General features: G+C 64.0%; 25 protein-coding genes and 1 tRNA gene. 17 read left to right on the forward strand and 9 right to left on the reverse strand.

All coding sequences use genetic code 11. The annotated features are described in order from the left end of the window. Window positions 1–137: 137 nt before the first annotated feature. The 6 genes from AC25Z0_RS02075 to AC25Z0_RS02100 all read left to right on the forward strand — a co-directional run bounded on the left by AC25Z0_RS02075 (window position 138) and on the right by AC25Z0_RS02100 (window position 6,986). Window positions 138–809: a PKD domain-containing protein gene (locus AC25Z0_RS02075; RefSeq protein ID WP_488132150.1), complete on the forward strand. Its 672-nt coding sequence runs from the start codon at window positions 138–140 to the stop codon at window positions 807–809. 118 nt (window positions 810–927) lie between these two features. After that, a complete protein-coding gene (locus AC25Z0_RS02080) occupies window positions 928–2,679 on the forward strand; it encodes a S1C family serine protease (protein ID WP_488132151.1) in 1,752 nt (583 codons plus the stop codon). Window positions 2,680–2,848: 169 nt separating this feature from the next. Beyond that, window positions 2,849–3,904: a glycosyltransferase family 2 protein gene (locus tag AC25Z0_RS02085; RefSeq protein ID WP_488132152.1), complete on the forward strand. Its 1,056-nt coding sequence runs from the start codon at window positions 2,849–2,851 to the stop codon at window positions 3,902–3,904. Between the two features lie 2 nt (window positions 3,905–3,906). Further along, entirely contained in the window at window positions 3,907–4,734 is an 828-nt protein-coding gene (locus AC25Z0_RS02090; RefSeq protein WP_488118603.1) for a CDP-alcohol phosphatidyltransferase family protein, read from the forward strand. 1 nt (window position 4,735) lies between these two features. Next, a complete protein-coding gene (locus AC25Z0_RS02095; RefSeq protein ID WP_488132153.1) occupies window positions 4,736–5,629 on the forward strand; it encodes a glycosyltransferase family 2 protein in 894 nt (297 codons plus the stop codon). Window positions 5,630–5,702: 73 nt separating this feature from the next. Continuing rightward, window positions 5,703–6,986 (forward strand): CDP-glycerol glycerophosphotransferase family protein, encoded by a 1,284-nt coding sequence (locus AC25Z0_RS02100; protein ID WP_488132154.1) that lies wholly within the window; start codon window positions 5,703–5,705, stop codon window positions 6,984–6,986. Here AC25Z0_RS02100 and AC25Z0_RS02105 read toward each other — a convergent pair. Beyond that, window positions 6,974–7,975 (reverse strand): hypothetical protein, encoded by a 1,002-nt coding sequence (locus AC25Z0_RS02105; protein WP_488132155.1) that lies wholly within the window; start codon window positions 7,973–7,975, stop codon window positions 6,974–6,976. The genes AC25Z0_RS02100 and AC25Z0_RS02105 overlap by 13 nt on opposite strands. 145 nt (window positions 7,976–8,120) lie before the next feature. Here AC25Z0_RS02105 and AC25Z0_RS02110 point away from each other — a divergent pair, with 145 nt between their 5' ends. Beyond that, on the forward strand, window positions 8,121–8,375 hold the full coding sequence (locus tag AC25Z0_RS02110; RefSeq protein ID WP_488118607.1) for a helix-turn-helix domain-containing protein: 255 nt from the start codon (window positions 8,121–8,123) through the stop codon (window positions 8,373–8,375). Here the strand turns inward: AC25Z0_RS02110 and AC25Z0_RS02115 are convergent. The 3 genes from AC25Z0_RS02115 to AC25Z0_RS02125 form a co-directional block, all read right to left on the reverse strand. Beyond that, window positions 8,372–9,121, reverse strand: coding sequence for an ABC transporter ATP-binding protein (locus AC25Z0_RS02115; protein ID WP_488118608.1), 750 nt, complete (start codon window positions 9,119–9,121; stop codon window positions 8,372–8,374). The genes AC25Z0_RS02110 and AC25Z0_RS02115 overlap by 4 nt on opposite strands. Window positions 9,122–9,123: 2 nt before the next feature. Then, window positions 9,124–9,924, reverse strand: coding sequence for an ABC transporter permease (locus AC25Z0_RS02120; protein WP_488118609.1), 801 nt, complete (start codon window positions 9,922–9,924; stop codon window positions 9,124–9,126). A gap of 100 nt (window positions 9,925–10,024) precedes the next feature. Next, the gene (locus AC25Z0_RS02125; RefSeq protein ID WP_488118610.1) at window positions 10,025–10,717 is read right to left on the reverse strand and encodes a phosphocholine cytidylyltransferase family protein; all 693 of its coding nucleotides are present in this window, start codon (window positions 10,715–10,717) and stop codon (window positions 10,025–10,027) included. Between the two features lie 670 nt (window positions 10,718–11,387). Here AC25Z0_RS02125 and AC25Z0_RS02130 point away from each other — a divergent pair. From AC25Z0_RS02130 to AC25Z0_RS02140, 3 genes are read left to right on the forward strand one after another with little or no spacing between them, the layout of a single operon-like run. Then, window positions 11,388–12,971: an ABC transporter ATP-binding protein gene (locus AC25Z0_RS02130; RefSeq protein ID WP_488132156.1), complete on the forward strand. Its 1,584-nt coding sequence runs from the start codon at window positions 11,388–11,390 to the stop codon at window positions 12,969–12,971. After that, complete coding sequence (locus tag AC25Z0_RS02135) at window positions 12,947–14,521, forward strand: hypothetical protein (protein WP_488118612.1); 1,575 nt, start codon at window positions 12,947–12,949, stop codon at window positions 14,519–14,521. Before AC25Z0_RS02130 ends, AC25Z0_RS02135 begins: the two co-directional genes overlap by 25 nt. Before the next feature lie 51 nt (window positions 14,522–14,572). Next, a complete protein-coding gene (locus AC25Z0_RS02140; protein ID WP_488118613.1) occupies window positions 14,573–14,857 on the forward strand; it encodes a DUF3039 domain-containing protein in 285 nt (94 codons plus the stop codon). Between the two features lie 214 nt (window positions 14,858–15,071). On the opposite strand, the gene AC25Z0_RS02145 is transcribed toward AC25Z0_RS02140, so the two are convergent. Next, window positions 15,072–16,394: a nicotinate phosphoribosyltransferase gene (locus AC25Z0_RS02145; protein WP_488132157.1), complete on the reverse strand. Its 1,323-nt coding sequence runs from the start codon at window positions 16,392–16,394 to the stop codon at window positions 15,072–15,074. A 39-nt stretch (window positions 16,395–16,433) separates the two neighbouring features. Here AC25Z0_RS02145 and murI point away from each other — a divergent pair, with 39 nt between their 5' ends. The 4 genes from murI (at window position 16,434) to AC25Z0_RS02165 (ending at window position 19,617) form a co-directional block, all read left to right on the forward strand. After that, window positions 16,434–17,300: a glutamate racemase gene (gene murI, locus AC25Z0_RS02150; RefSeq protein WP_488132158.1), complete on the forward strand. Its 867-nt coding sequence runs from the start codon at window positions 16,434–16,436 to the stop codon at window positions 17,298–17,300. Next, window positions 17,297–18,031, forward strand: coding sequence for a ribonuclease PH (rph, locus tag AC25Z0_RS02155; protein ID WP_488132159.1), 735 nt, complete (start codon window positions 17,297–17,299; stop codon window positions 18,029–18,031). The genes murI and rph overlap by 4 nt, the downstream gene beginning before the upstream one ends. Before the next feature lie 2 nt (window positions 18,032–18,033). After that, window positions 18,034–18,627, forward strand: a complete 594-nt coding sequence (gene rdgB / locus AC25Z0_RS02160; protein ID WP_488132160.1) for an RdgB/HAM1 family non-canonical purine NTP pyrophosphatase — start codon at window positions 18,034–18,036, stop codon at window positions 18,625–18,627. A gap of 78 nt (window positions 18,628–18,705) precedes the next feature. Further along, window positions 18,706–19,617 (forward strand): cation diffusion facilitator family transporter, encoded by a 912-nt coding sequence (locus AC25Z0_RS02165; protein ID WP_488118618.1) that lies wholly within the window; start codon window positions 18,706–18,708, stop codon window positions 19,615–19,617. Between the two features lie 30 nt (window positions 19,618–19,647). Here AC25Z0_RS02165 and AC25Z0_RS02170 read toward each other — a convergent pair whose 3' ends face one another. The 4 genes from AC25Z0_RS02170 to AC25Z0_RS02185 form a co-directional block, all read right to left on the reverse strand. After that, window positions 19,648–20,379, reverse strand: a complete 732-nt coding sequence (locus AC25Z0_RS02170; protein WP_488132161.1) for a DedA family protein — start codon at window positions 20,377–20,379, stop codon at window positions 19,648–19,650. A 123-nt stretch (window positions 20,380–20,502) separates the two neighbouring features. Continuing rightward, window positions 20,503–21,153: a DedA family protein gene (locus tag AC25Z0_RS02175; RefSeq protein WP_488132162.1), complete on the reverse strand. Its 651-nt coding sequence runs from the start codon at window positions 21,151–21,153 to the stop codon at window positions 20,503–20,505. Between the two features lie 4 nt (window positions 21,154–21,157). Further along, the gene (locus AC25Z0_RS02180; protein WP_488133104.1) at window positions 21,158–21,793 is read right to left on the reverse strand and encodes a biliverdin-producing heme oxygenase; all 636 of its coding nucleotides are present in this window, start codon (window positions 21,791–21,793) and stop codon (window positions 21,158–21,160) included. A gap of 91 nt (window positions 21,794–21,884) precedes the next feature. Further along, window positions 21,885–21,966, reverse strand: a tRNA-Leu gene (locus AC25Z0_RS02185). Window positions 21,967–22,084: 118 nt separating this feature from the next. On the opposite strand from AC25Z0_RS02185, the gene AC25Z0_RS02190 reads away from it, so the two are divergent. Genes AC25Z0_RS02190 through AC25Z0_RS02200 form a run of 3 tightly spaced genes read left to right on the forward strand, consistent with a single transcriptional unit; the run spans window position 22,085 to window position 25,112 of the window. Next, the gene (locus AC25Z0_RS02190) at window positions 22,085–23,317 is read left to right on the forward strand and encodes a TadA family conjugal transfer-associated ATPase (RefSeq protein WP_488132163.1); all 1,233 of its coding nucleotides are present in this window, start codon (window positions 22,085–22,087) and stop codon (window positions 23,315–23,317) included. Then, window positions 23,314–24,177: a type II secretion system F family protein gene (locus AC25Z0_RS02195; RefSeq protein WP_488132164.1), complete on the forward strand. Its 864-nt coding sequence runs from the start codon at window positions 23,314–23,316 to the stop codon at window positions 24,175–24,177. Before AC25Z0_RS02190 ends, AC25Z0_RS02195 begins: the two co-directional genes overlap by 4 nt. After that, a complete protein-coding gene (locus tag AC25Z0_RS02200) occupies window positions 24,174–25,112 on the forward strand; it encodes a type II secretion system F family protein (RefSeq protein ID WP_488118623.1) in 939 nt (312 codons plus the stop codon). The genes AC25Z0_RS02195 and AC25Z0_RS02200 overlap by 4 nt, the downstream gene beginning before the upstream one ends. Window positions 25,113–25,140 lie beyond the last annotated feature (28 nt).

Consider the following 25,140-nt stretch of genomic DNA (forward strand, 5'->3'; position numbering starts at 1 on the left):
CGGTGGTTGCTGTTCTTTGGGCAACGATGGCGTCTCCAGCATTTGCGATTTCCGGGTCCTGTGATGCTGCATTGGCTGCGGGCGGCCTGTGCGACCCACCATCATCAACAGGTGAAATCGCAAACGGCGGTGTCGACGTGGGCGCCGGCTACGACAACACCTCTGGCGGCGGTTCCGCGGGGTCTGAGTCAGGCGATGAGTCGGCCGGTGAGGAGTCAGTTGACGGCGGGGGAGCCGGCACCGGAACCGATACACCGCCCCTGACGATCGTGCGCGACGACTACACGATCAATTGTGCGCCGGGTACTCCGTGTGATCCGAACCTGGTCGTCCGAGTCAGCGACCTGGTGAATTTCCGTAGTGCGCTTCCCTCGCTGGCCATGGAACCCAGCGGCTGGGCGGTCATCGGCCTGCCCGTGAATTTCTTCGCCACGGCATCCGTCAATGTGAAGTCTGGGTCTCTGCTCGGCTATCCGGCTGAGGTTCGCTTCTCGCCCGTCGGTTATCGCTGGGACTACGGTGACGGCCACAGCAGCCGCTCGGCAGGCGGTGGGTCATCGTGGGCGGCGCAGGGGTTGCCGGAGTTCTCTGCCACCGCCACGAGTCACGTCTACGAATCCCGCGGAGTGATGCTCGTCACCCTGGGCGTCGAGTACTCGGCCGAGTACCGCTTCGCCGATCAGACATGGAGAGGCGTTCAAGGTACGCTCGTCGTGTCAGCAGCACCGCTCAATGCGGTGACAGGAGACGCCAAGACAGTGTTGGTCGGCCAGGAATGCACCCGAAATCCGCGGGGTCCCGGCTGTTGAGATCCGGCTCGTCAGAACACCGGGCAAGATCGCAGCTTTGTCATTGAGTGCTCTCAGACTGTCCTCATCAAACGCACAGGTTTGGGATGGAAGCTGATCTCGCTTGGAAGGAGCAACCATGACTGACAAAGAGAACGAAGCCGGTACCACCCCGATCCCGCCGACCGAGGGCTCGGCTTTCGCGGTCACTTCCGACGGCCAGGCCGTCGCTCCCAGCACGAACCCGGTCACTCCGACCGCAGACACCGCGGCTACCGCAGAGGTCCCAGCCGCCGCAGAGGTCCCGGCCGCCGTACAGGTGCCAGCCACCGTTGCCCCCGAGTCCAACAGCACCCCGGCGCCTGGCGGCACGGCAGTGACCGAGGTCATTCCACCCGCCGCCGGAGCGCCCGTGGCCGCGTCTCACGCTGCGCCGTCTCACGCGGCGCCGTCGCACGCAGCACCGTCAGCAGCCACCCCAACGCCCGCACTCACTTCTGGCGCTGAGGCCCCGACCGCGGCTCCGCTTCCCACGGCGCAGACCGCCGCGTACCCGACCGATGCATTCGGCCGCCCACTCACTGCAGGCGATACTGCCGGTCACGGATACGCTCCACACGCTGCCCCGCAGGCATACGCCACAGCCGACGGGCTGCCGTCGGCCACCACGCCGGCTCACAAAGACCCGGCCAAGCGCAAGACCGCCGCACTCGTTGCCGCACTCGCTATCGCGGCCATCATCGGTGGTGTCTCCGGCGCCGGTGTCTACGCCGTTGCCGGAAACCAGACCACCGGTGTCCCGGTGAGCCAGGCGCAGGGTCCAGCCAACGTCGTCGTCAACGACACCACGAGCGTCAACGAGATCACCGCAGTTGCCGCCAAAGCCTCACCGAGTGTCGTCACCATCAACGTGACGAGCGGACAGTCGGCCGGCACCGGTTCAGGCGTGATTCTCACAGACGACGGCTACGTTCTCACCAACACCCACGTCGCCACTCTTGATGGTGAAGTCAGCGACCCGACAGTGCAGGTCACGACCAACGACGGCAAGATCTACGCCGCCACAATCGTCGGAACCGACCCGATCTCAGACCTCGCCGTCCTCAAGCTCACCGACGCATCGGGTCTGACACCGATCGAATGGGCCGACTCGAGCAAGCTCAACGTCGGAGAGACCACCGTCGCCATCGGAGCGCCCCTCGGCCTCGCAGGCACCGTCACCAACGGCATCGTCAGCGCGCTGAACCGCAGCATCACCGTCGCCTCGTCAGCCGCACCGACCACGCCGGACGCCACGACGCCAGACCAGGGCACCCAGAGCCCGTTCGACTACTACTTCGACCAGGGTGGCAACGGCCAGACCCAGACCCCGTCGACGACTCAGGGCAGTGTTTCGCTCCCCGTCATCCAAACGGATGCCGCAATCAACCCCGGTAACTCCGGTGGAGCCCTGCTGAACAGCAAGGGTGAGCTCATCGGCATCAATGTCGCAATCGCCAACGCGAGCGAGACGTCAAGCACAGCCGGCAACATCGGTGTCGGCTTCGCACTTCCGTCGAACCTCGCCAAGCGCGTGTCTGACGAGATCATCGCAAGCGGCAAGGCGACCCACGGTCTCCTCGGCGCAACGGTGGGCAACGCTGCCAGCGCAGCCGACAGCTCCACGGTGGGCGCACTCATCAACGAGGTCGTCTCCGGAGGCGCTGCGGCCAAGGCCGGGCTCAAGGCTGGTGACGTCATCACCAATTTCAATGGTGTGCCGATCACCGATGCCAACGACCTCACCGCCCAGGTTCGATCGCTTGCTGCCGGCGGAACCGCCGACCTCACGTACGTACGCGGCGGCACATCAACGACTGTCTCCGTGACGGTGGGCGAACTGACCAGCTAACACTCTCGGCCTTCCACCGAACTCTGCACCACCCGCACCGCACCGCTTCACCACCACTGCACCGCCGACTTCCCGTCGGCGGTGCAGTGTCGTTTCACCGTTAGTGCCGTCGAGTGGACTCAAATCCTGCGACTGATAGGCTCTATCGACCTCCTCAACAAGTGGAAAGATGGCCTACCTGGTGCACTCATCCGGAGACGAACTGCTTATTGGTGTCTCCTATGTGATGCCGGTACTCAACGAAGTCACCCACGTTCGAGCCGCCGTCGATAGCCTGCTTCAGCAGGACTATGACGGCCCGTTCGAAGTCACGCTGGCCCTCGGCCCGAGCATTGACGGCACCACAGAGCTGCTCGAAGAGATGGCTGCTGTCGATCCGCGCATCCACACCGTGCCCAATGACGTCGGCTCAACGCCGGCCGGGCTCAACGCGGCGATCCGCGCCTCGACGTACCCCGTGATCATCCGAGTGGATGCCCACTCCGTCCTTCCGAAGAACTACGCACGCATCGCCGTGGAGACGCTGCAGCGCACCGGGGCTGACAACGTCGGCGGCATCATGGACGCCCAGGGCACCAGCCCGTTCCAGAAGGCGGTTGCTCGCGCCTACGGCACCCGGGTCGGCCTCGGTGGCACCCCGCTCCATGTCGGCGGCAAGGAAGGCGAATCGGAGACGGTTTACCTGGGGTGCTTCCGCAGGGAAAGCATCGTCAAGGTCGGGTTGTTCGACGAGGGCATCAAGCGCGGCCAGGACTGGGAACTCAATCGCCGATTGCGTGAAGCCGGCGGCACCGTGTGGTTCACCCCAGAGCTGAAGGTCACGTATCGACCGCGACCCAGCCTGTCCAGGCTCGCCCGCCAGATGCTGTCGACCGGGCTCTGGCGCGGCGAACTCGCGCGACGTTTTCCCGCTGATAACGGCATCCGCTACTTCATCCCTCCTGCCATGGTTGCCGGCGTGATCCTGGGCGTTCTCCTCGGCATCATCGGCGTCGGCCAGGCCATCGCGGGCGCGCAGCCATGGCTGTTGCTCGGCCTGGCCATACCGGCCGTCTACCTCGTGTTCGTCATCGCGGCCACGATTGCCGTTTCGCGGCCAGACGGGTTTCGTGCTTCGCTATGGTTTCTCGTAGTGTTGCCCTGCATTCATTTCTGCTGGGGTCTCGGGTTCATCCTCGGGTACCTGAAACTCACCAGCAACATCACTGCCCACACAGGAAGATGACCATGACGCACGGTACGCCAGCCCCTTCAGGCGCCCTGCCCACTCGCCCTTCGTCGATCGCCGAATTGCGCAGAGTGGCACAGCCGCCAGAGGTCAGATTGCGGGCCAACGCCGAGCACTGGACGGCGTCGCTCTACCTGCGCGATATCTCGCCATACCTCACCTGGCTGTTCCTGAAGACGCGCATCTCCGCCAACGGAGTGACGGCGATCATGATCCTGGTCGGGTGGTCTACGGCCGCCGCGCTGCTCATCCCCGGCATTTGGGGTGCACTGCTCGCCCTGGTGCTCGGCCAGCTGCAGATGCTCGTTGACTGCTGCGACGGTGAGGTGGCCAGATGGCGCCGCACATCGTCACCGGCCGGTGTCTTCCTCGACAAGGTGGGGCACTACTCGACCGAAGCGCTGATCCCCATTGCGCTCGGAATCCGCGCGGCCGCGTATCCGTTCGAGGCGCCGGCAGATTACCTGTGGACCACCCTCGGACTGCTGCTCGCGCTCATCATCGTGCTTAACAAGGCGCTCAACGACATGGTGCACGTCGCCCGTGCGAACGCGGGTCTCACCAAGCTTGCTGACACGCACGGTGAGAAGGCGCTCACCTCGAGCGCGCTTGCCACGCTGAAGCGTGTGGCGCGCTTTGTGCCGTTCCACCGCCTGTACCACTCGGTCGAGATGACGATCATCATCTTCCTCGCCGCCGTTGTCGGGCTCTTCGTCGGTCAGCCTGAGGTCGACCGCGTTGTGCTCATCGCGCTTGTTCCCTTGGCGTTCCTGGCGCTCATCGGTCACTTCGTGGCGATCATGGCGTCCAAGCGGGTTCGTTCCTAACGTGTCGACCGATCACTCGTCGCTGCATCCGGCGCCCACCGTCGGCGTTGTCCTGCTGACCCAGGGCACGCGGCCTGACGACCTTGATCGCGCCATCCGGAGCATTCTGGGCCAGACCGGTGTGCACCTCGACGTCGTGTGCGTCGGCAACGGCTGGCAGCCAACGGGCCTGCCTGCCAGCGTCCGTGCGCTTGGCCTGCCGGAGAACCTCGGAATTCCTGCCGGCCGCAACCGCGGCGTTGAGGCTGTCACAGGCGAATTTATCTTCTTCCTCGACGACGATGCCAGCATCCCAGACCCCGCGTTCCTCACCAGGGCAATCGCGCAGCTGCGCCGCGATCGGTCGATCGGACTGCTTCAGCCTCGCGTCGTCGACCCGTCAGGGCTCACCTCGCCACGGCGTTGGATTCCTCGCATCCGCAAGGGGGAGGCGACGCACTCCGGCCCCGTCTTCTCCGTGTGGGAAGGCGCGGTCATCCTGCCCCGCGCGGTCTTCGACGCAACGGGCGGTTGGGCCGAACCGTTCTTCTACGCCCACGAAGGCATCGAACTGGCCTGGCGCGTCTGGGACCTGGGCCTCCGCGCCTGGTATGCGGGCGACCTGGAAGCCAACCACCCGGTCATCCAGCCCACACGCCACGCCGACTACTACCGGCTGAACGCCCGAAACCGCGTCTGGCTGGCCAGGCGCAACCTGCCAGCCATCTTGGTTCCAGTGTATGTCGGGTCGTGGACAGGAATCCAGGTGTTGCGATGGGCGCGCAACAGGCCTGCTCTCCGCGCATGGTTCAGCGGATGGCGCGAAGGCTGGGCAACGGATCCTGGTGTGCGCAGGCCCATGTCGTGGCGAACGGTGTGGCGGATGACCGTAGCCGGTCGGCCCCCTATCGTCTAACGATTCACTACCGGTATACCCAATTCGGGGCAGATCCCCAGAGTGGCACGAAGTCGCTCTGTAACCTTGGACGGTGGGTATCAGCAATGACATTAGACGTGCACGCAAATTGGTCAGGGATGTCAGATCCTCGAGAAAAGCGCAGCGCGCGCTGAACAGCACCCTGGCAGAGCGCATACCGCTGCCCAGGAAGCACTTCAAGGTGGCGGTCTACTTCGCTGATGGCCCCGTCAACCTGTATCAGCTGCGCCAGTGGTACAAGCCGCTCGCCAAACTCGCGGAGCGCTGGCCGGTGCTCATCCTGAGCCGTTCGGGCGGTGGAGCCCTCGCACTCCTGAAGGAGTCACCCGTTCCTGTCGCCTACGTGCGCAAGGTCAACGACCTGGAGCGCGTGCTTGAAGAGCAGGACATCCGCATCGTCCTCTACGTCAACCAGAACACCCGCAACTTCCAGATGATGCGCTACGGGCGCCGCTGGCACGTTTTCATCAACCATGGTGAGAGCGACAAGATGTACATGACCACGAACCAATTCAAGGCATACGACTATTCCTTCGTCGCGGGTGACGCAGCGCTGTCACGCCTGAACCGGGTGCTGTGGGACTATGACTTCGACAAACGCGCCATCGAGATCGGCCGCCCACAGGCCGACTATTACTATGGCGACCCCCTGCCGTACACGCCCGATGAGCGTCAGGTCATCCTCTATGCCCCCACCTGGGAAGGCGACAGGGCTGCGGCCGCGTACGGCTCCATTGCGACCCACGGCGTCGCGCTTGTCTCAGCTCTGCTGGCCACCGGCAGGCACCGCGTGATCTACCGGCCGCACCCGCGTAGCGGTGTCATCAACCCTGAATACGGTGCGGCGAACAAGCGCATCATCGCGGCCATCGAAGCGGCCAACGTCCGCGACCCTTCCGCGAAGCACATCTATGACCACGGCCCTTCCCTGGGCTGGCAGCTCGCGGCAGCGGATGTCGCGATCGTCGATATCTCGGCCATGGTTTACGACCGCCTCGCCGTCGGCAAACCCCTCATGATCACGCGACCGCTGAACCCGGGCGCCGAGATCGATACGAGTGGCTATCTCTCAGACTGTGAGTGGCTGACAGCCGATGCGGCCGCGGGGATCGCTGGCGCGCTGGACACGCTGACCCACGACGACGCCGTGCAGTCGCGTCTCCACCGCTGGGTCGAGCACTACTTCGGTGATACGTCTCCTGGCGTCGCCACCCGGCGCTTCCACGGCGCAGTTGAGCACCTCATGACCGAATGGGACCGCAACGCCGCCATCCACGCCGGTGATGGTGTGATCGAGGAGCACGCGGCCCTCGAAGACGAGGATCAGGGCGTCTGACCTGAACCGTCCCCAGGGGGAAGCTCCGGGGGAGTGCCGGGCTTACCGGGGGGAGTACCGGGCTTATCGGTGCTCTGTGCCGTGCGCGGATGCCGAATGGAGTGCATCAGTGCTCCCGGCTTCACTTTGGGAACGGCGTTCAGCATCCCTGACCCGATGGCCGTCAGCCGTCGGGTCGTGGCTCCGACGATGTTGGCCTGGTTTGTCTGCGCCGCTCCGCGTGATGCGCTACGAACACGCACGACTCGCGCCACCGGATCGAGTTCTGTCCGGAAGTAGCCGGGTGCGGCGCCGAAGGCGAGGCGGGACGAGTGCACGACCCGCTTACCCAGGATGTGGTTACCACCGCCGCCGATCACAGCTCCGACACCGAACGGGATGGCCTTTCCGATGAAGCTGACGCTGCCCTTGGCGGTGAACTGCTTGATGAAAGACTTCCGGAGGCGGTCGGTGAGCGGCCCCATGATGGCGCGCGGCATATTAGACGTGACGAGTTCGCCCCAGTATGAGCTGCGCCCGACTCCAATGCCCTGCACCTGACCGGCCAGCTGGCGCACGAGGTCTGATCCCTCGCGGCCGAGCATCATCGCCATGACGAGTGCGCGGGCACGATCTGGATCATCGACGGCCAGGCCATGGACCTCGCTGATGGATTGGGCGAACAGGGCTGTGGCTTCCAGGAAGCCCGCGGTTTCGACGCCGGACAGCGCGAGTGTGATTCCGGTGCCGACGCCGGGGATAACCGCGGTCGCTCCCACAGTCGCGCCACCGGTGGTCACCGTCGCGAGGTACCGGCGTTCCAGGATCCTGATGAGCTGTGTGGGCGACGCATCGGGGTGACGCCGACGGAGGCTGCGGATGTACGCCAGCACGGCCGGTCGCTGCACGGCTATGTAGCGATCAAACCCTTTGACGAAGCCTGTCGGCATGTCTCCGCCGAGCGGTGCTCCGCCACTCGGGGAAATGAGCGGTTTGCTTTTCCTGGCCATGATCCGAGTTTACGTGCTGGGCTGCTGCAAGAAAAAAGGTCGCCGTGATCGTTGTTGAAACCGTCCTGCTGTGGCTATATGTACAGCACGGTGACGCCAATGGTGGGGGGACGACATGTCGGTTCAGAGGTCAGAGGCTTCGCGAATGCTGGGAATCCGCATGAGGCAGCGGAGATTGGCGCTCGACCTCAACCAGGAGACGGTGGCTCATCTGGCCGGCATCAACGTATCGAACTATGCGCGCATCGACAGGGGCAACGGCAACCCAACGTTCCATACCTTGATCCGCCTGGCAGTGGTGCTGGGGATGGAGCCCAGCGAGCTGCTCGCCGATTTCACCGCTGAGCACCTGCCGCCCACCCGCGATGACGCTCGCGCACCAACCCCGTCTCGTACCTAGGCCTTGGCCGGCGTGACGCCGTAGTCCTCGTTGTATTTCGCCAGCACCTCGGTGATGGGGGCGTCGAGTACGAGGGCACCCTTGTCGAGGTACAGGCCTCGGGTGCAGAACCGGCGGAGATCACGCTCGTTGTGTGAGACGAAGAACAGCGTCCGACCGCCGGCGAGAAGCTCCTCAATCCGGCGGTAGCACTTTTCGCGGAAGGCCTTGTCGCCAACGGCGAGCACTTCGTCAACGAGGATGATCGGCTCTTCCAGACGCGAAATCACGGCGAACGCGATGCGAACCTTCATGCCGCTGGAGAGGTGCTTATACGGCGTATCGATGAAATCGCCGATCTCAGCGAAATCGATGATGTCGTCGAAGCGCGACTCGATCTGCTTCTTGGTCATCCCGTGGAGTCCTGCGGTCAGGAAGACGTTGTCGCGCACGCTCAGATCGTCGACGAACCCGCCGGTGATCTCGATCAGGGGTGCGACGCCCTCGTCGACCTTGACGGTTCCCTCATCGGGGAGCACAACGCCGGTGACCAGCTTCAACAGCGTCGACTTGCCCTGGCCGTTGCGGCCGACGACACCGATCGCTTCGCCGCGCTCGACGCTGAAGGAGACGTTGCGAAGCGCCCAGAACTCGCCGGGACGACTGCGCCGTTTACTTCCGGCGAAGAGGTCCTTGAAGGTCCGGCGTCCGCGCCTGTTGCGGCGGAAGCGGATGCCGACATCCGTCAATGTGATTACCGGCGCCATCGTTAGATCTCCTTCAAGACGGCGCGCTCGGTGCGCGAGAAGACGAGAAGCCCTATACCGAGGAAGGCGAAGGAGATCACAGCGCCAACGCCTACCACGAACCAGTCCAGCTGATCAGGGAAGAACGCCGCCCGGTAGAGGCTGAAGATCCCGCTGAGCGGGTTGAATGCCGCCCAGAAATGCAGTTGCTCAGGGAGGTCGCTCGTTCCGTAGATGATGGGCGACGCGTAGAACAAGAATCGAAGAATGAGTTTCACCGCGCGCTCAAGGTCGCGGAAGAACACCACCAGCGGCGCGACGATGAGGCCGACGCCCGCGGTCAGCGCAGCCTGAATGATGATCGCGAGCGGGAAGTAGAGCACGTCAGCGTTGATCTGCGCGCCGTAGATCCAGGCGAACAGCAGGAGCACCGGCAGTGAAGCCACGAACTCGATGCCCTTGGAGAGAACGAGCCTGTTCACCCAAATCGTGCGCGGAATGCGCGTCGAGCGGATGAGCTTCGCCTCGCGCAGGAAAGCGCGCGTGCTGTCAGCCACTGTCCCGTTGAACCACATCCACGGCAGCAGAGCCGACAACAGGAAGACGATGTACGGGTCGTTGCCAACGGTGCGCTGGAAGACCTGGGTGAAGACAAACCAGTAGATGCCCGCCATGACAAGCGGATCAAGGATCGACCAGAAATAGCCCAGTACCGACGTCGAGTAGCGAACACGCAGGTCACGCTGCGTGAGGAGCCACAGCGAATGCCGATATCGAGCGAACGGCGTGCGTTGCTCCGGCCGCACTTCGGTGTAGTTACTCACGACACCCATCGTAGAGGCGCACGGCCGCGCTCATTGCACAGCAGCATCCGCTCTGGACCAGAGCGGTTGAACAGGGCGATCAATTGCTAGGCGTCACGTGCTAGACGTAGAGGTTGGCGCGCTCGAGGTCTTCAGCGAAGTCGACCTCAACGGCGTACAGGTCAGAGATGTCGACGGGCTCCACGAGGATGTGGTTCTGCTCGATCGCAAGCTCAAGGCCGCGCTCGAAGTAGTCCTGGTCTGCCACCTTGGTGAGGTGATGCAGCAGGACTGCCTTGTCGGCGCTCGAGATGTAGTTGATGCCAACGGCTTCGCCGAGTCCGCCCTTGACGGTCTTGGAGAGCTCTTTGATGTAGCCCTCTGCGCTCGTGGTGTACTTCACTTCTTCGTCGGAGACCTTGGAGGTGTTCACGGTGACGAATGACTGGTCGCGGGACATCATGGCCGCGGCACGGTCGAGCACGGCGGGGTCGAAGACCACGTCACCGTTCATCCACAGGACACCACCTGAGGTCGATGCCTGAAGGGCACGCATCAGGCTCTTCGAGGTGTTCGTCTGGTCGTACTGCTCGTTGTACACGAACGATGCCTCTGGGAATGCCTCGATGATGTGCTCGAGCTTGTAGCCGACAACAATTGTTGCCTTGGCGGCGTTGCCAAAGGCGTGGTGGATGTTGTCGAACTGCTGCTTCATGATTGTGCGGCCGTCGGCCAGTTCGGTCAGCGGCTTGGGCAATGAGCGGCCGAGACGGCTGCCCATTCCTGCGGCAAGAATGACTACCTGAGTGGTCACGAATATCTCCTCAATAAATCCTGGGTGAGAATCGCAAGACGCTCTCAATTTTGTGAGTTTGTCTTCCGTTTACCCATAAGTTCACGTGCAGACACATCGTTATGCCATTTTGATTGTAACTTGCCTCCCTGACGGGGGGAAAGGCGGGCGTGTCGACGTGACCAAGCTGTGATCGTTCACCCTGCGTATTCACAGGGAACCGGCAGGCTTACTTTCTGACCCGCCGCAACGGTGTCGTCCTTGGTAGGTTAGCGAGGTGACTTCTGTACCGCCGCCCTTTCAGCCAGATGACGCGACTCGCGCCAAACCGGATGATGCTGCCATCGGTTCATCGTCACCTGACAAGCCTCTGCAGGATGAGGCGTCAGGACGGATATCCGCGGGGGCGGACACCACAGCTTTGACTGCTCGGGGGGAGCACAAAACGGACACTTCATCCAATTCATCGTCGGCCAGCAGGGCTCCGCGCACTCCGCCTGCCCGAAAGCCTGTGACGCGAAAGGCTGCCGCGCCGAAGGCGACGACAGCCAGGAAGCCGACCGCGCCAGCAGCTGGTGCTGCGGCCGCCGCGTCAGCCGCTGAGCCAACCGAGGCAGCCACTGGGGCAGCTACTGGGGCAGCTGCTGGGGCAGCCAAGAGGGCGCCCACTGGGTCAGCCACGGCGGCTCCGGTGACTCCACGAACGCCTCCGGCCCGTAAGCCACCGGTTCGAAAGACAACCACTCCGCGTCAGACGACCGAGCGTCAGCCCGCTGCGGCCCGCAAGCCCAAGGCGACCCCAGCACAGAGCGCTGCAGCCCTGGTTGAGGGGGCGAGCGTGCTCTCTGAGAAGAAGTCAGCCACGGCAGCGACTCCCGTACCTGCCGACGCGTCAGCAGAGTCGGCGCCCACGACAGCAGCCGCTGTCACTCAAACCACGCCCGAACGCCCGAAGCGCCCGACGACCACGCAGGCGCGAGCCGCTGCCGCAGCCAAGACTGCCGCAGCACGGGAGGCCGCCGCTCAGCGAACGGCCGCCAGGGCTGCAGCGTCGAAGGCTGCCGCAGAGCGCGCCGCTGCTGCGCGTGCAGCCGCCGGTCTGGCGGCCGCGACTGCCGAAGCCGAGGCCGCCCAGGCAGAGGCTGCGGCGCAGGCCAAGGCCACAGCTCACGAGGCCCAGGCCGCGGAAGCTGCCCAACTTGCTGAAGCTGCCCGGCTCGCAGATGTCGCGGAGGCTGCAGAACGAGCCGAACGCGCACGCGCCGCAGACGCCGCATTCACGCAGGCGCTGGCACACGCAGAAGCCCCTGCTCCGGCATCCGCTGCTGTTGTTGCCGCCCAGGTGACAGAGGTCTTGCCTGCTCTCATCGCTACAACGCCGGCATCCGCTCCGGCTCCGGCATCCGCTCCGGCGAAAAAGACCAAGGCTGCAAAGCAGCCGCGCAAGACGCCGCCGACCGATACGTCGTCGGTGATTGCTGTGCCCGTCGCCGGCGTGCCCGCGGTGAACAACAACCCCGTGGTGCTGTCGGTGTCGAACTTGACGAAGAGCTTCGGGCAGAATCTGGCCGTCGACGGGATCGACATTGAGGTCCAGGCCGGATCGTTCTACGGGATCGTCGGACCGAACGGCGCCGGAAAGACCACGACCTTGTCCATGATCACCGGGCTGCTGCGCCCGGATTCAGGATCGATCAACGTGAACGGTATCGATGTGTGGTCTGATCCGATCGCGGCGAAGCGCATTATTGGTGTGCTGCCTGACCGCCTTCGGTTGTTCGACCGCCTCACCGGTGCACAGTTGCTGTACTACTCCGGCGTTCTGCGGGGGATCGATAACGACACTGTTCGCGCTCGTTCTGCCGACCTGGCTGCGGCCTTCGGCTTGGAAGACGCGTTGAACCGGTTGGTCGCAGACTATTCCGCCGGTATGACGAAGAAGATCGCACTGGCCTGCGCCATGATCCACTCCCCGCGAGTGCTGATCCTCGACGAGCCGTTCGAATCAGTCGACCCGGTCTCCGCGGTGAACGTCACGGAGATCCTGCAGAAATACGTCGCAAGCGGGGGCACTGTTGTGCTCTCCAGCCACGGCATGGACATGATCCAGCGAGTGTGTGATCGTGTCGCGATCATCGTCCAGGGGCGCGTCCTCGCGTCGGGGACCATCGATGAGGTTCGTGGCGAGATGTCGCTGGAAGATCGATTCGTAGAACTCGCCGGCGGGCGCAAGGTAGCGGAAGGTATGGAATGGTTGCACAGTTTTTCGGACTAAAACTCCGGCTGCTCGCAAACCTGTTCCGACGTAGTCCCTGGCAAATCGTGGGGCTCGTTGTCGGCTTGCTCTACGCGCTGGCAGTTTCGGTCGGACTCGCTGCGGTGCTGATCGGCCTTCGATTCATCGGTGACATTGAGCTGGTTCGAAACGCCATGATCGTAGGCGGTTCGCTTGTCGTGCTCGGGTTCATCGTGCTGCCGTTGATCTTCGGCGTCGACGACTCCATGGATCCTCGGTCGTTCTCGCTCCTGGCGATTCCGAATCGCACGCTGTCATTTGGCCTTGCGCTCTCGTCGGTGATCGGCATTCCCGCAATCGCCCTGACCATCGTGCTGCTTGGCAGCGTGTTCACCTGGTCTCGGGGCATTGGCGAGACGCTTCTCGCCATCATCGCCGCGGCGCTGCTGTTGGCAACGTGCATGCTGGCGTCCAGGGTGAGTACCTCCATGGCCGCCTTCCTGCTCGCAACTCGCCGCTCGCGGGAGTTCACCGGCATCCTCGGGCTTCTGCTGCTCGTCGTCATCTCCCCGGCCATCATCGTTGTGCTCACCATGGACTGGACGCGCTACGGTCTCGACCTGCTCGAGGGGCTGGCAGCGATTCTCGGCTGGACTCCGCTCGGCGCGGCCTGGGCTGTTCCAGCGGATGCCGCGAACGGCGACTGGGGACTGGCACTCCTGCGCCTGGTCATCGCATCGGCCACGATGTACCTGCTGTGGCTGGCCTGGCAAGGCCTCGTCGCTCGTATGCTCGTCACGCCGGAGCGTGAAGCACAGATCAAGCAGTACGGAGGCCTCGGCTGGTTCGACCGGATGCCAGCCAACTCCGTCGGCGCGATTGCGGCGCGGAGCCTGACCTACTGGGGCAGGGACTCCCGCTACTGGGTGTCGCTCATCATGATTCCTGTCGTGCCTGTTCTGGCGATCGTGCCGCTGGCGATCGCCGGGGTACCAACCGATGCCCTTGCGCTGGTGCCGGTTCCCCTGATGTGCGTGTTCCTCGGCTGGGCCATGCACAATGACGTCGCCTACGACAACACGGCGATCTGGTTGCACATCGTGTCGGGCGCCCGTGGCGTGCCCGACCGTATCGGGCGCGCCATCCCCGCACTCCTGGTGGGCATCCCGTTGATCGGTATCGGCACAGTGTTGAGCATGTGGGCATACGGAGACTGGGCCGCGCTGCCGGCCATGCTCGGAGTCAGCACCTGCATCCTCTTGGCCGGCTGCGGATTCTCCAGCTACACCTCAGCCCGCTTCCCGTACCCCGTGGCCAAGCCGGGCGACAGCCCCTTCGCGCAACCGCAGTCATCAGACACCGCATCCGCTCTCATCCAGTCGGTCAGCTTTATCGGCTCAGTCGTGGTGTCGCTGCCCGTCATCGCGTTCGCGCTTCTCGGCCTGCTCGTTGACCCGGTGTGGTATTTCCCCGCACTGTATTCCGGTGTCGGAATCGGTGTGCTCGCGCTCACCGGCGGTATTTGGCTCGGGGCAGTGACGTTCGAGCGGCGCGGCCCGGAGATGCTGTCTTCCGCTCTCCGTGCCTAACTCACAGCGCAGGCGAAGCACGGGTGCGCCAGACCGAATTAGACTAGGCGTATGACTGAACAATTCCGTGCGAGCATTGCAGACCCAGGCCAGCCAGGTGGGGGAACGTCGACGCTTGACCGCGAACTGGAAGAACTCCTGAACCAGGAGCAGATCGAGCCGGGCGACCACGAGCGTTTCTCGCACTATGTGCCGAAGGACAAGATCCTCGAATCGGCCATCACGGGTAAGCCCGTCAAAGCGCTGTGCGGCAAGAAGTGGCTGCCGGGCCGCGACCCGGAGAAGTTCCCAGTGTGCCCGACGTGCAAGTCAATCTTCGAAAACATGAAGCCGTAACTGCTTTCTATCTCTGCGATTCGAGGCGACGCGCGTACGACGGTGCGTTCGATGCGTCGCGAGCACGGTGTGGTCGCGAATACAGGATGAATCGGCCATGTGTCGTCGAAAACAGGACGGATCGCGCTCTCTGCGGTAATGGTTCCTGTATTGGCGACGCACGCACCGATCGCCGCGAGATGCAGCCTCGTTCGCCGCTTGCGGCTACTGACTACTACCGGTAGCTGGTGGGAATCACGGGGTCGCCGTGACCGAGTCGGAACGCCTGGATGGGCAGTTCCTGCATCGCCAGCGCGTGATGCGCGCGAGCGCGTTCGGTTCCCGCGATGCCCAGGTACTGGTCGTCAACGACGCCAGAGGTGATGAGCGGGACGAGCAGGCGGCGTTCGTTTCCGTCATCAATCGCTTCTGGCTCTCCCATCGGCCCATCGCCGAGCAGCACGATCTCCTCGCGGGCGATACCCGACGAGTCGAGGCGCCTGACCGCATTCTTCCGACCACCAACGGATGCCTTCGACGCTGACGTCTTGGCGACGGAGACCCAGTCTCCGTCGTCGTTGGTGTGCGCGACCAGCTTGTAGACCATTCCGGCGGCGGGGGATCCTGAACCAGTTACGACGGATGTTCCAACGCCGAACGCGTTGACCGGCGACCCCGACAGGGCAGCAATCGAGTACTCGTCCAGGTCACTGGTCACCGTGATGGTGGTGTTGACGGCGCCGAGTTCGTCGAGTTGGCGTCTGGCCGCTGCGACAACGGTTGGCAGGTCGCCGGAGTCGATCCGGATCGCGCCCAGCTGGGGGCCAGCGACGTCGACGGCCAGCGAGATGCCGTTTTCGATGTTGTAGGTGTCGACCAGCAGCGTGGTCTCAGGGCCGAATGCGGCGACCTGAGCCCTGAACGCGTCAGCTTCTGTGTCGTGCAGCAGCGTGAAGGAGTGTGCGGCTGTGCCCATGGTGGGGATGCCCCATGCCCGACCTGCTTCCATGTTGCTGGTCGCTGCGAAGCCGGCGATGTACGCGGCACGCGCTGCGGCGACGGCCGAGTACTCGCTGGTGCGTCGGGAGCCCATCTCCGCTATCGGACGGTCGAGGGCCACGGACACCATTCGCGCCGCGGCGCTGGCGACAGACGTGTCGTAGTTGAGGACGCTCAGGATGAGCGTCTCGAGGATGACGCCCTCGGCAAACGTTCCTTCGACGAGGAACAGGGGAGAGCCGGGGAAGTAGACCTCGCCCTCCTGGTACCCCCACACGTCGCCGCTGAACGAGTAGTTGGCGAGCCAGTCGAGAGTGGGCTGGCGCACAACAGAGTTGTCCTGCAGCCAGGTGATCTCGGCATCCGTGAATCTGAACTGGGTAATCAGTTCCAGCAGCCGACCGGTGCCGGCCAGGACGCCGTAGCGTCGCCCATCTGGGAGGCGTCTGGCGAAGGCTTCGAACATGCAGTCGCGATCGGCGGTGCCGCTCTGGATGGCGGCATCGACCATCGTGAGTTCGTAGCGGTCGGTGCGAAGTGCGGAGGAAGGTGCGGTCACAGGAGAAAGCCTAGCCACCCGCGCGGCTAAGCTTGTGACGTGACGGATGCACCGATTGGAATCTTCGACTCCGGCGTAGGCGGCCTGACGGTGGCCAGGGCCATCAAGGACCAGCTGCCGAACGAATCGATTCTCTATATCGGCGATACGGCTCACTCTCCTTATGGGCCCAAGAAGATCGCGACCGTGCGCAAGTACGCGCTCGAGGTGCTCGATGACCTGGTCGCGCAAGACGTCAAGATGCTCGTGATTGCGTGCAACACGGCATCCGCTGCAATGCTGCGTGACGCGCGCGAACGCTACAGCGTTCCTGTGATCGAGGTCATCCAGCCAGCCGTTCGACGAGCGGTGGCCACGACGCGCAATAAGCGCGTCGGCGTGATCGGCACGGTCGGCACCGTCAAGTCCCGCGCCTACGAAGATGCCTTCGCCGCCGCGACCGACCTGTCATTGTTCACGCAGTCGTGCCCCCGGTTCGTGGAGTTCGTTGAGGCTGGTGTGACCACGGGTGACGAGGTCCTCGCCGTTGCGGCCGAGTACCTCGCGCCGCTCCAGGATGCCGGCGTCGACACGCTCGTCCTCGGCTGCACGCACTATCCGTTCCTGAAGGGCGTGCTCTCCTACGTCATGGGGGAAGACGTGACGCTGGTCTCGAGCGACACGGAGACCGCCAACGATGTCTACCGCGTTCTGGTCAGCCAGGGCATGCTGCGCACGGCATCCACCCCTCCCAGCTATCGCTACGAAGCGACGGGCAGCAGTGAAGCCGACTTCCTGCGCCTGGCCCACCGCCTGATCGGCCCAGAAGTCTCGCGGGTAGACCTCGTGCACACGGGCGCCCTGAATCTTGGTGCGCTGTCGAACCGCACCGCATCGAACCCATCACTCACCAAGGAGAATTCGTGACCGACACCCTGCGCTCAGACGGACGCACCAACGACGAGCTGCGTCCCATCACCATCGAACGTGGCTGGAGCGACCAGGCCGAAGGGTCTGCCCTCATCTCGTTCGGCCGCACCAAGGTGCTGTGCACCGCATCGTTCACCAACGGCGTTCCGCGCTGGATGGCCGGCAAGGGCAAGGGCTGGGTGACGGCTGAATACTCGATGCTGCCCCGCTCGACCAACGACCGCATGGACCGCGAGTCGGTGCGTGGCAAGATCGGTGGCCGCACGCACGAGATCAGCCGCCTCATCGGCCGCAGCCTGCGCGCTGTCGTCGACATGAAGGCGCTCGGCGAGAACACCATCGTGATCGACTGTGACGTGCTGCAGGCCGACGGTGGCACGCGCACCGCAGCGATCACCGGCGCATACGTCGCCCTGGCCGACGCTCTGGAGTGGGGTCGCCAGAAGAAGTTCATCGGCCAGAAGGCTGTTCCGCTCATCGACAGTGTTGCCGCTGTCTCCGTCGGCATCATCGACGGCTCGCCCATGCTTGACCTTGCCTACGTCGAAGACGTGCGCGCAGAGACCGACATGAACGTCGTCGTCACCGGCCGTGGCCTGTTCGTCGAGGTGCAGGGCACCGCAGAGGGCGCACCATTCGACCGCCGCGAGCTCGACTCGCTCCTTGACCTGGCTCTCGGGGGAGCCATGACGCTCACCGAGTTCCAGAAGAAGGCACTCGGGGCGTAATCATGGTCAAGATCGTGCTCGCCACCCACAACCAGCACAAGGTTGAGGAGCTGCGTCGAATTCTGGAGCCTCAGCTCCCCGGCATCGAGGTGCTGGCCTATGACGGACCTGAGCCCGTTGAGAACGGTGCCACGTTTGCGGAGAACGCGCTGATCAAGGCCCGTGCGGCCGCGGCGCACACAGGGCTGCCCGCCATCGCTGACGACTCTGGTATTTGTGTCGACGTTCTCGGCGGTTCCCCTGGCATCTTCTCTGCGCGCTGGGCCGGTCCGGCCAGGGATGCCACCGAGAACCTGAAACTGCTGCTCTGGCAGCTGAGCGACATGGGCGACGAGCATCGCGCAGCGCACTTCACGTGCGTTGCAGCCCTGGCTACCCCTGACGGCGCCGAACACGCGGTGACGGGGGAGTGGCCTGGCCGCATCCTGCGGGAGACGGCGGGCACGCACGGCTTCGGCTACGACCCGATCTTCCACCCAGACGGATCAGACGTATCAGCCGCCGAAATGGATCCGGCCGTCAAGAACAGCACCAGCCACCGGGCCATCGCCTTCGAGAAGCTCATCCCGATCGTGCAGGAGTTGGCCGCCCGCTGATGCGCTGCTGAGAACGGCACTCATTCCCAACTGTGCGGGGCGCTGGCGATTGTTCGCCGGCCCCCGTACCGTTGAAGTATGGGTCACGATCACAGCCACGGCACGCAGACGAATCGCCGGCGTCTGGTGATCGTGATCGCCATTGTGGCGTTCGTGCTTGTCATCGAGGTCGTCGGTGCATGGTTGACCGGTTCCCTGGCGTTGCTGGCGGATGCCGGCCACATGTTCTCCGACCTGGCTGGGTTGATCATCGCCCTCATCGCCACCATTGTTGCGGCCAGGCCGGCGACTGATCGGCAGACGTTCGGCTATCAGCGCGCCGAGGTGTTCGGCGCTTTGATCAACGGGTTGATCCTCATCGGCGTTGCCGTGTCCGTCGTGGTCGGTGCCGTCATCCGGCTGACTTCAGCGGCACCGGGGGAGGTGCACGGCGGGCCGATGCTGATCGTCGCCGTGGTTGGTCTGGTCGCCAACATCGCAGCCCTGCTGCTGCTGCGCCCAGCCGCCTCCCACTCGATCAACATGCGGGGCGCGTACCTCGAAGTGCTGGGCGACGCCCTCGGCTCTCTTGCCGTCATCGTTGCGGCCGTGATCATTCTCACCACCGGCTTCCAGCAGGCCGACTCGATCGCCTCGCTCCTCATCGCCCTCATGATCGCGCCGCGGGCGTACTCGCTGCTGCGGGATGCCGTTCGGGTGTTGAGCGAGGCAGCGCCTGCCGACACCGATGTGGCCCAGATCCGCAGCCACATCCTGGAAACCCCTGGCGTCGTGGCCGTGCACGATGTGCACGTCTGGGCCATCACCTCTGGCGCGCACGTCTTCACCGCGCATGTGGTCGTTGAACCCGGCGTCCTCAACTCCGGTGGCGCGGGCCGCCTGCTCGATCAATTGGGCGGATGTCTGTCAGAGCACTTCGACGTCGATCACTCGACGTTCCAGCTTGAGCCGGCTGAGCATGCTGGCCACGAGGAGCACTCGCACGCCTGACGGCGCGTGAGCGGCATCCGCTGACTCTGGTTACGCCTCTGGCTTGGCGTCGGGGTGCGGCGCGTTGAAGACATCGGGGTCGAGCGCGAGGTCTTCACCATGTACGACGCCGCTCTTTGCCGCATGACGGGCCTTGAGACTGGACTGCACGTAGTGAATCACCGTGGGAATCAAAGTGATGAAGACGGCGCCGAGCAGAATGATGTCGATGTACTCCTTCACGAAGTCAGCGACGGGCGGAATGTTGTTCAGGAGGTATCCGGCGTAGGTGAGGCCCGCTCCCCAGACCATCGCGCCGATGAAGTTGTAGAGCGAATACGTGCGGTAATTCATGTGGCCGACGCCGGCCGCAACCGGAGCGAAGGTGCGCACGATCGGAACGAAGCGGGCCAGGACGACCGCGAGGCCACCGAAGCGCGTGAAGAATGCGTTGGTGCGTCTCACGTTGGCAACGCTGAAGATGCCGGATTCTTTTCGTTCGAAGACCTTCGGGCCGAGCTTGTGGCCGATCAGGTAGCCGACTTCTCCGCCGAGGAATGCAGCGAACCCGATGGCCAGGCAGACCCACCAGATGTCGATGTTGATGAGTGTCCCAGTGAGAAGCCCCGTGATCACCAGGAGGGTGTCACCAGGGAGCAGGAACCCGACCAGAAGCCCGGTCTCCGCGAAGACAATCGCGCAGACGATGAGGAGCGCCCATGGCCCGGCGGATTGAATAATCAGTTCCGGGTCTAGCCAAGGGATCAATGCGGTATTAACCAAGGGGGAGTCTCCAGTGGACGCGGTCAAGTCGAAGCTGTGGCGATGATCGCTGCGGTTCTCCAAGGCTAACGTGTTGGTCGGACTCGCACCGGGGGGTTACCCTCCAGAAGTGCCGTGAGTTTCTTACTGCTCAGCAGCTATTTTCTTCTGTGCAGCTCTGTCAGCCCGCCAGGTGCGAATTCCGAAAACGATGGACGCCGCGATGAATATACCAGCAATGACATATGCGGCATTTTTCACGCCGGGAATTGACGCTGCGTAGTAGCCAACCAGCGTGAGGCCGACGCCCCAGGCGAGGGCTCCCACGAGGTTGCTCGTGAGGAATTTGTAGTAGTTCATCCGGCCAACGCCGGCGACCACGGGAACAAGCACGCGCGCCCACGGCATGAATCGGGCGATCACGACTGACCACCATCCGTACTTGCGATAGAACGATTCGGTTTTGACGACGGCGATGGCCGTTCGTCTCCCTCCGCGGCGGTCGAGGTAGCCCCGGCCGTACCGGCGTCCGAGAAGGAAACCGACTTGGTCGCCGAGGAACGCGGCGATGCCGGTGCCGACGGCCAGGATCACGATGTTGAGGTTGTCTGAAGATGCCGCGACGAGGCCGGAGGCGAAGAGGAGTGAATCTCCCGTGATGAACGGGATGAAGACCCCGAGGAAGAGTGCCGTGCCCGCAAAGACCAGGCCCCAGACGAGCAGGTAGAACAGGATCGCCCCTGAGTGGGCGAAGATGTCGGCCAGTTGCCCATCGAGGGCGGAGGCACGAACCATGTCGTTATCCCGCCAGTTCGTCGAAGATTGCGCCGTTGAACGAGAAGGCAGCGTCAACCTCGCGCACGAGCACGTCGATCTCGCCCTGGTCAAGCATCAGCGCGTTCATGCCATCGCGGTACGCGCGCTTGTAGGGCACGATGTCGCCGATGTCAGTGAACGTGAAGAAGGTGAGCTGCTCTGGCGTAGCGCCATAGTGGCGTGCGACGAGGCGAGAAATGGCCTGCCCGCCCGACAAATCGCCGAGGTAGCGCGTGTAGTGGTGCGCGAGGCATTCGATCCCGTCGTCTGCGCCCAGGCTGTTCAGGTGCGCGACGTAGGCAGCCGTTGCCGGCAGCGGTCGGTGGCTGGTGCGCCAGTCTGCGGCGCCGAGGGCAGCGAGGTCATTCTCAATCGCCGCGAGACGGGACAGGCGGGCGTCGAACAGCTCGTAGCCGTCGATCTGCGCGACCAGTTTCTCCAGCGCTTCGTAAACCCAGCCATACTGTGCCAGGTACCGGGTGTAGTCCGCCAAGGACAGCTCACCGCGCATCAGCTGCGTGATGAAGGCGCGATTCTCTGTGCTTTTGTGCTGCTCGCTCGAGCCGGATCGAATGAGATCGGCAAGATCTACGGGTTCAGCGGCAAGAGTCGAGGTCATCACGGCACCAGTCTTCGAAGGGGAATGTAAGGCAATGCTAACCTAACAGCGTCTCGCCGTGCAGGCTTTTCTGGCCTTATCAGTACCCCAGTGCGGGAGAGGGGACTTGAACCCCCACGCTCGAAAGCACAGGATCCTAAATCCTGCGTGTCTGCCAATTTCACCACTCCCGCGAGTGCCGTTCTAGTGTACGGGCATCGAGCATGTCCTCGTGCCTCGTCGGTGTTCGTTGGACATCCGCTCTGTGGATAAGTTCTGCGGGCAAACGCGCGGGTGGAGCATCATGCAGGGATGAGCGAGGCCGTCCGCACCATCATCGAGCAGGTTCGTGTTCGGGTGCGCCGCGAGGGCGTCGACCTCAGCTCCGATGGCGTGCTCGCCGAGAAGTACGTGCACGACGAAGTTCGTCGGTACAGCGAGCTAGCACTCGGCGGTTCGCTTCCGCTGCTCGCAGACGAGGGGCAGGCGGCCAGGGAAGTGGTCGCCACACTCACCGGGTTCGGAGTCCTGCAGCCATTGCTCGACGACCCCGAGATCGAGGAGATCTGGATCAATTCGCCCACCAGGGTGTTCATCGCTCGCAATGGTGTCCCAGAGTTGACGAGCCTGCTGATGACCGAGCGAGAGGTGCGAGACCTGGTCGAGCGGATGCTGCAGGCCTCCGGTCGCCGCGTTGACCTGTCCTCCCCGTTTGTCGACGCATCCCTCCCAGACGGCTCCCGGTTGCACGTCGTCATTCCCGACATCACCCAGAAGCACTGGGCCGTCAACGTGCGAAAGTTCACGGCACGCATCCGCGACCTGAACCAACTCGTCACCCTCGGCTCGCTCAGCCACCAGGCCGCCGAGTTCCTGCGGATGTGCGTGCTGGCCGGGCAGAACATCCTGGTGTCCGGCGCGACCCAGACCGGCAAGACGACGATGCTGAACGCCCTGCTCTCCGCATCCCGGCACAACGAGCGCATCGTGACGGTGGAGGAGACTTTCGAGCTCGATGTGAACGCGCGCGACGTCGTTGCCATGCAGTGCAGGCAGGCCAGCCTTGAGGGCACGGGGGAGATCACGCTTCGCAAGTTGATCAAGGAGTCTTTGCGGATGCGCCCGGATCGGCTGGTTGTCGGCGAAGTGCGCGAAGCGGAGAGCCTCGACCTTCTGATCGCGCTCAATAGTGGCCTGCCGGGGATGTGCTCGATCCATGCCAACAGTGCGCGCGACGCGCTCTCGAAACTGTCAACGCTGCCCTTGTTGGCCGGACGCAACATCGACTCCGCGTTCGTGCTGCCGACCGTGGCCAGCTGCATCGACATCGTGGTGCACTGCGAGATCGATCGACATGGCAGGCGCCGTGTATCGGAGATCATCGCTCCGAGCGGCGGGCTATCCGGCACCCTGATCGAAGCGAGCCCGATCTTCCTCATCTCCTCAGGCGTGTTGGAGGCCACCGGCGGCTATCCGACGAAACTCGCGAAGTTTGAGGCGGCGGGTCTCGACCCGGCGCTGGTACTGAGGGGTGACCCCCGATGATCCTCATCGTTGGCTGCATGCTCGGCTGCGGGATGGTGCTCACCATTTCTCCGCTGTTGTGGCCGGCCCACCGCAGGAGCCAGTCAGTGAAGCCCGGCCCGTTCGATATCGTGCGGGCGAGATTGACGCAGGCCGGCCTGGCATCCGTTCCCGTTTCGGCATTCCTGCTGCTCTCGGCCCTCGTTGGCATAGTCGGCGCAGCGCTCAGCCACGCCATCATCGGGGTGATGGCGATCACGATCGCGGCCGGCTGCGCGGCGCTCGCGCTGCCGACTCTGCTGGTCATGGTGAAGGCGAAGTCCAGGCGTATCGCCACCCGCATGGTGTGGCCGGATGTCGTTGATCACCTGGTCTCTGCGGTGCGCTCGGGGCTCGCGCTGCCCGACAGCGTCAGCAGCCTCGCGCTCACAGGGCCGCAGGAGACTCGACAGGCATTTGCAGAGTTCGAGCAGGAGTACCGAACGACGGGAAGCTTCTCCCACGCCATCGACCGGCTGAAGGCGACCCTGGCTGACCCGGTCGCCGATCGAATCCTGGAGACATTGCGCATGGCGCGAGAGGTGGGCGGAAGCGACCTCACCCAGGTACTGCGCAGTCTGGCGGCGTGGCTCAGGCAGGATGCCGCGATCAGGCAGGAGGCAGAGGCCAGGCAGTCGTGGGTTATGAACGCGGCCAAGCTCGGCGTAGCAGCTCCATGGATCATCCTCGTCCTCCTCGCATCGCGACCGGAGGCCGCCGTGGCGTACAACTCAGCCTCAGGGCTCGTCGTCATCGTGAGCGGTCTCGCAGTGTCGGTCGTCGCATACCGGGTCATGATCGCACTGGGGAAGCTACCTGAAGAGAAGCGGTGGTTTCAGTGAGCTCGACAGTGGCTTTGGCGCTGCTGTGCGGAACGACCCTGGGTCTCGGGCTCTGGTCGCTGGTGAGCCTCGTGCCTAGGCTCTCTCGCCCGCGGCTGGTTGATCGCGTCGCTCCTTACGTGCTGGACGTCTCTGCCGAGGCCCGACTCTTCGTGGGCAGGCGGAGTACCGACCCGCTGCCCGTGCTCGGGTCGCTCTTCGCTCCGATGTTCAACCGCGGCACGACCGCACTCTCCCGGGTGCTCGGCGGGTCGGACACGATCCGGCAACGGCTCCAGCAGGCGGGCTCCGCTATGTCGCTGCAGCAGTTCAGGTCTGAACAACTGTTGTGGGGCGTTGCCGGCCTGGCTGGCGGTGTGTTTCTCGTTGCCGTGTCGCCAGCCTTCAGCACTGTGCCGTTGATTGTGCGCGCACTGTTCCCGCTCGTCGCCGCAGGCTGCGCTGGCCTCGCTCGCGACCTGATCCTGCAGCGCGCGGCGAAAGCCAGGCTTGCTCGCATGGAAAGCGAGCTCCCGACGGTGCTGGAGTTCCTCACCTTGTCGCTCTCGGCCGGGGAAGGGATCCTGGATTCCCTGCGGCGCGTGTCTGCCTCAAGTTCCGGTGAACTCTCCGCCGAACTGGCTGGCGTAATCGGCGAGGTACGCACGGGGGTTCCACTGGCGGATGCGTTGAACCGCTTGGCAGAGCGGCTCCAACTTCCAGCGCTCACCCGGTGCGTCGACCAGATCACGAATGCGCTGGAACGCGGTTCACCGCTGGCCGAGGTGCTGCGCGCACAGGCCCAGGACGCCCGTGAAGAGACCAAACGCCGTCTGCTCGAAACCGTGGGAAAGAAGGAGGTCGCCATGCTCGTGCCCTTGGTGTTCCTCATCCTCCCGCTGACCGTACTTTTCGCGATATTTCCAGGCATTTTCGTGCTCCAGACGGGCTTTTGAGTTCGTCATCCACCACCACAGTCACCCC

The sequence above is a fragment of the Leifsonia sp. Y862 genome (assembly GCF_057669585.1).

Excerpts from the sequence above, each read along its gene's own strand:
- AC25Z0_RS02080 (WP_488132151.1), top strand. The coding sequence starts at position 928 with ATGACTGACAAAGAGAACGAAGCCGGTACCACCCCGATCCCGCCGACC.
- AC25Z0_RS02085 (WP_488132152.1), top strand. The coding sequence starts at position 2,849 with ATGGCCTACCTGGTGCACTCATCCGGAGACGAACTGCTTATTGGTGTC.
- AC25Z0_RS02090 (WP_488118603.1), top strand. The coding sequence starts at position 3,907 with ATGACGCACGGTACGCCAGCCCCTTCAGGCGCCCTGCCCACTCGCCCT.
- AC25Z0_RS02105 (WP_488132155.1), bottom strand. The coding sequence starts at position 7,975 with ATGGCCAGGAAAAGCAAACCGCTCATTTCCCCGAGTGGCGGAGCACCG.
- AC25Z0_RS02110 (WP_488118607.1), top strand. The coding sequence starts at position 8,121 with ATGCTGGGAATCCGCATGAGGCAGCGGAGATTGGCGCTCGACCTCAAC.
- AC25Z0_RS02115 (WP_488118608.1), bottom strand. The coding sequence starts at position 9,121 with ATGGCGCCGGTAATCACATTGACGGATGTCGGCATCCGCTTCCGCCGC.
- AC25Z0_RS02135 (WP_488118612.1), top strand. The coding sequence starts at position 12,947 with ATGGTTGCACAGTTTTTCGGACTAAAACTCCGGCTGCTCGCAAACCTG.
- AC25Z0_RS02140 (WP_488118613.1), top strand. The coding sequence starts at position 14,573 with ATGACTGAACAATTCCGTGCGAGCATTGCAGACCCAGGCCAGCCAGGT.
- rdgB (WP_488132160.1), top strand. The coding sequence starts at position 18,034 with ATGGTCAAGATCGTGCTCGCCACCCACAACCAGCACAAGGTTGAGGAG.
- AC25Z0_RS02165 (WP_488118618.1), top strand. The coding sequence starts at position 18,706 with ATGGGTCACGATCACAGCCACGGCACGCAGACGAATCGCCGGCGTCTG.
- AC25Z0_RS02175 (WP_488132162.1), bottom strand. The coding sequence starts at position 21,153 with ATGGTTCGTGCCTCCGCCCTCGATGGGCAACTGGCCGACATCTTCGCC.
- AC25Z0_RS02180 (WP_488133104.1), bottom strand. The coding sequence starts at position 21,793 with ATGACCTCGACTCTTGCCGCTGAACCCGTAGATCTTGCCGATCTCATT.
- AC25Z0_RS02190 (WP_488132163.1), top strand. The coding sequence starts at position 22,085 with ATGAGCGAGGCCGTCCGCACCATCATCGAGCAGGTTCGTGTTCGGGTG.
- AC25Z0_RS02195 (WP_488132164.1), top strand. The coding sequence starts at position 23,314 with ATGATCCTCATCGTTGGCTGCATGCTCGGCTGCGGGATGGTGCTCACC.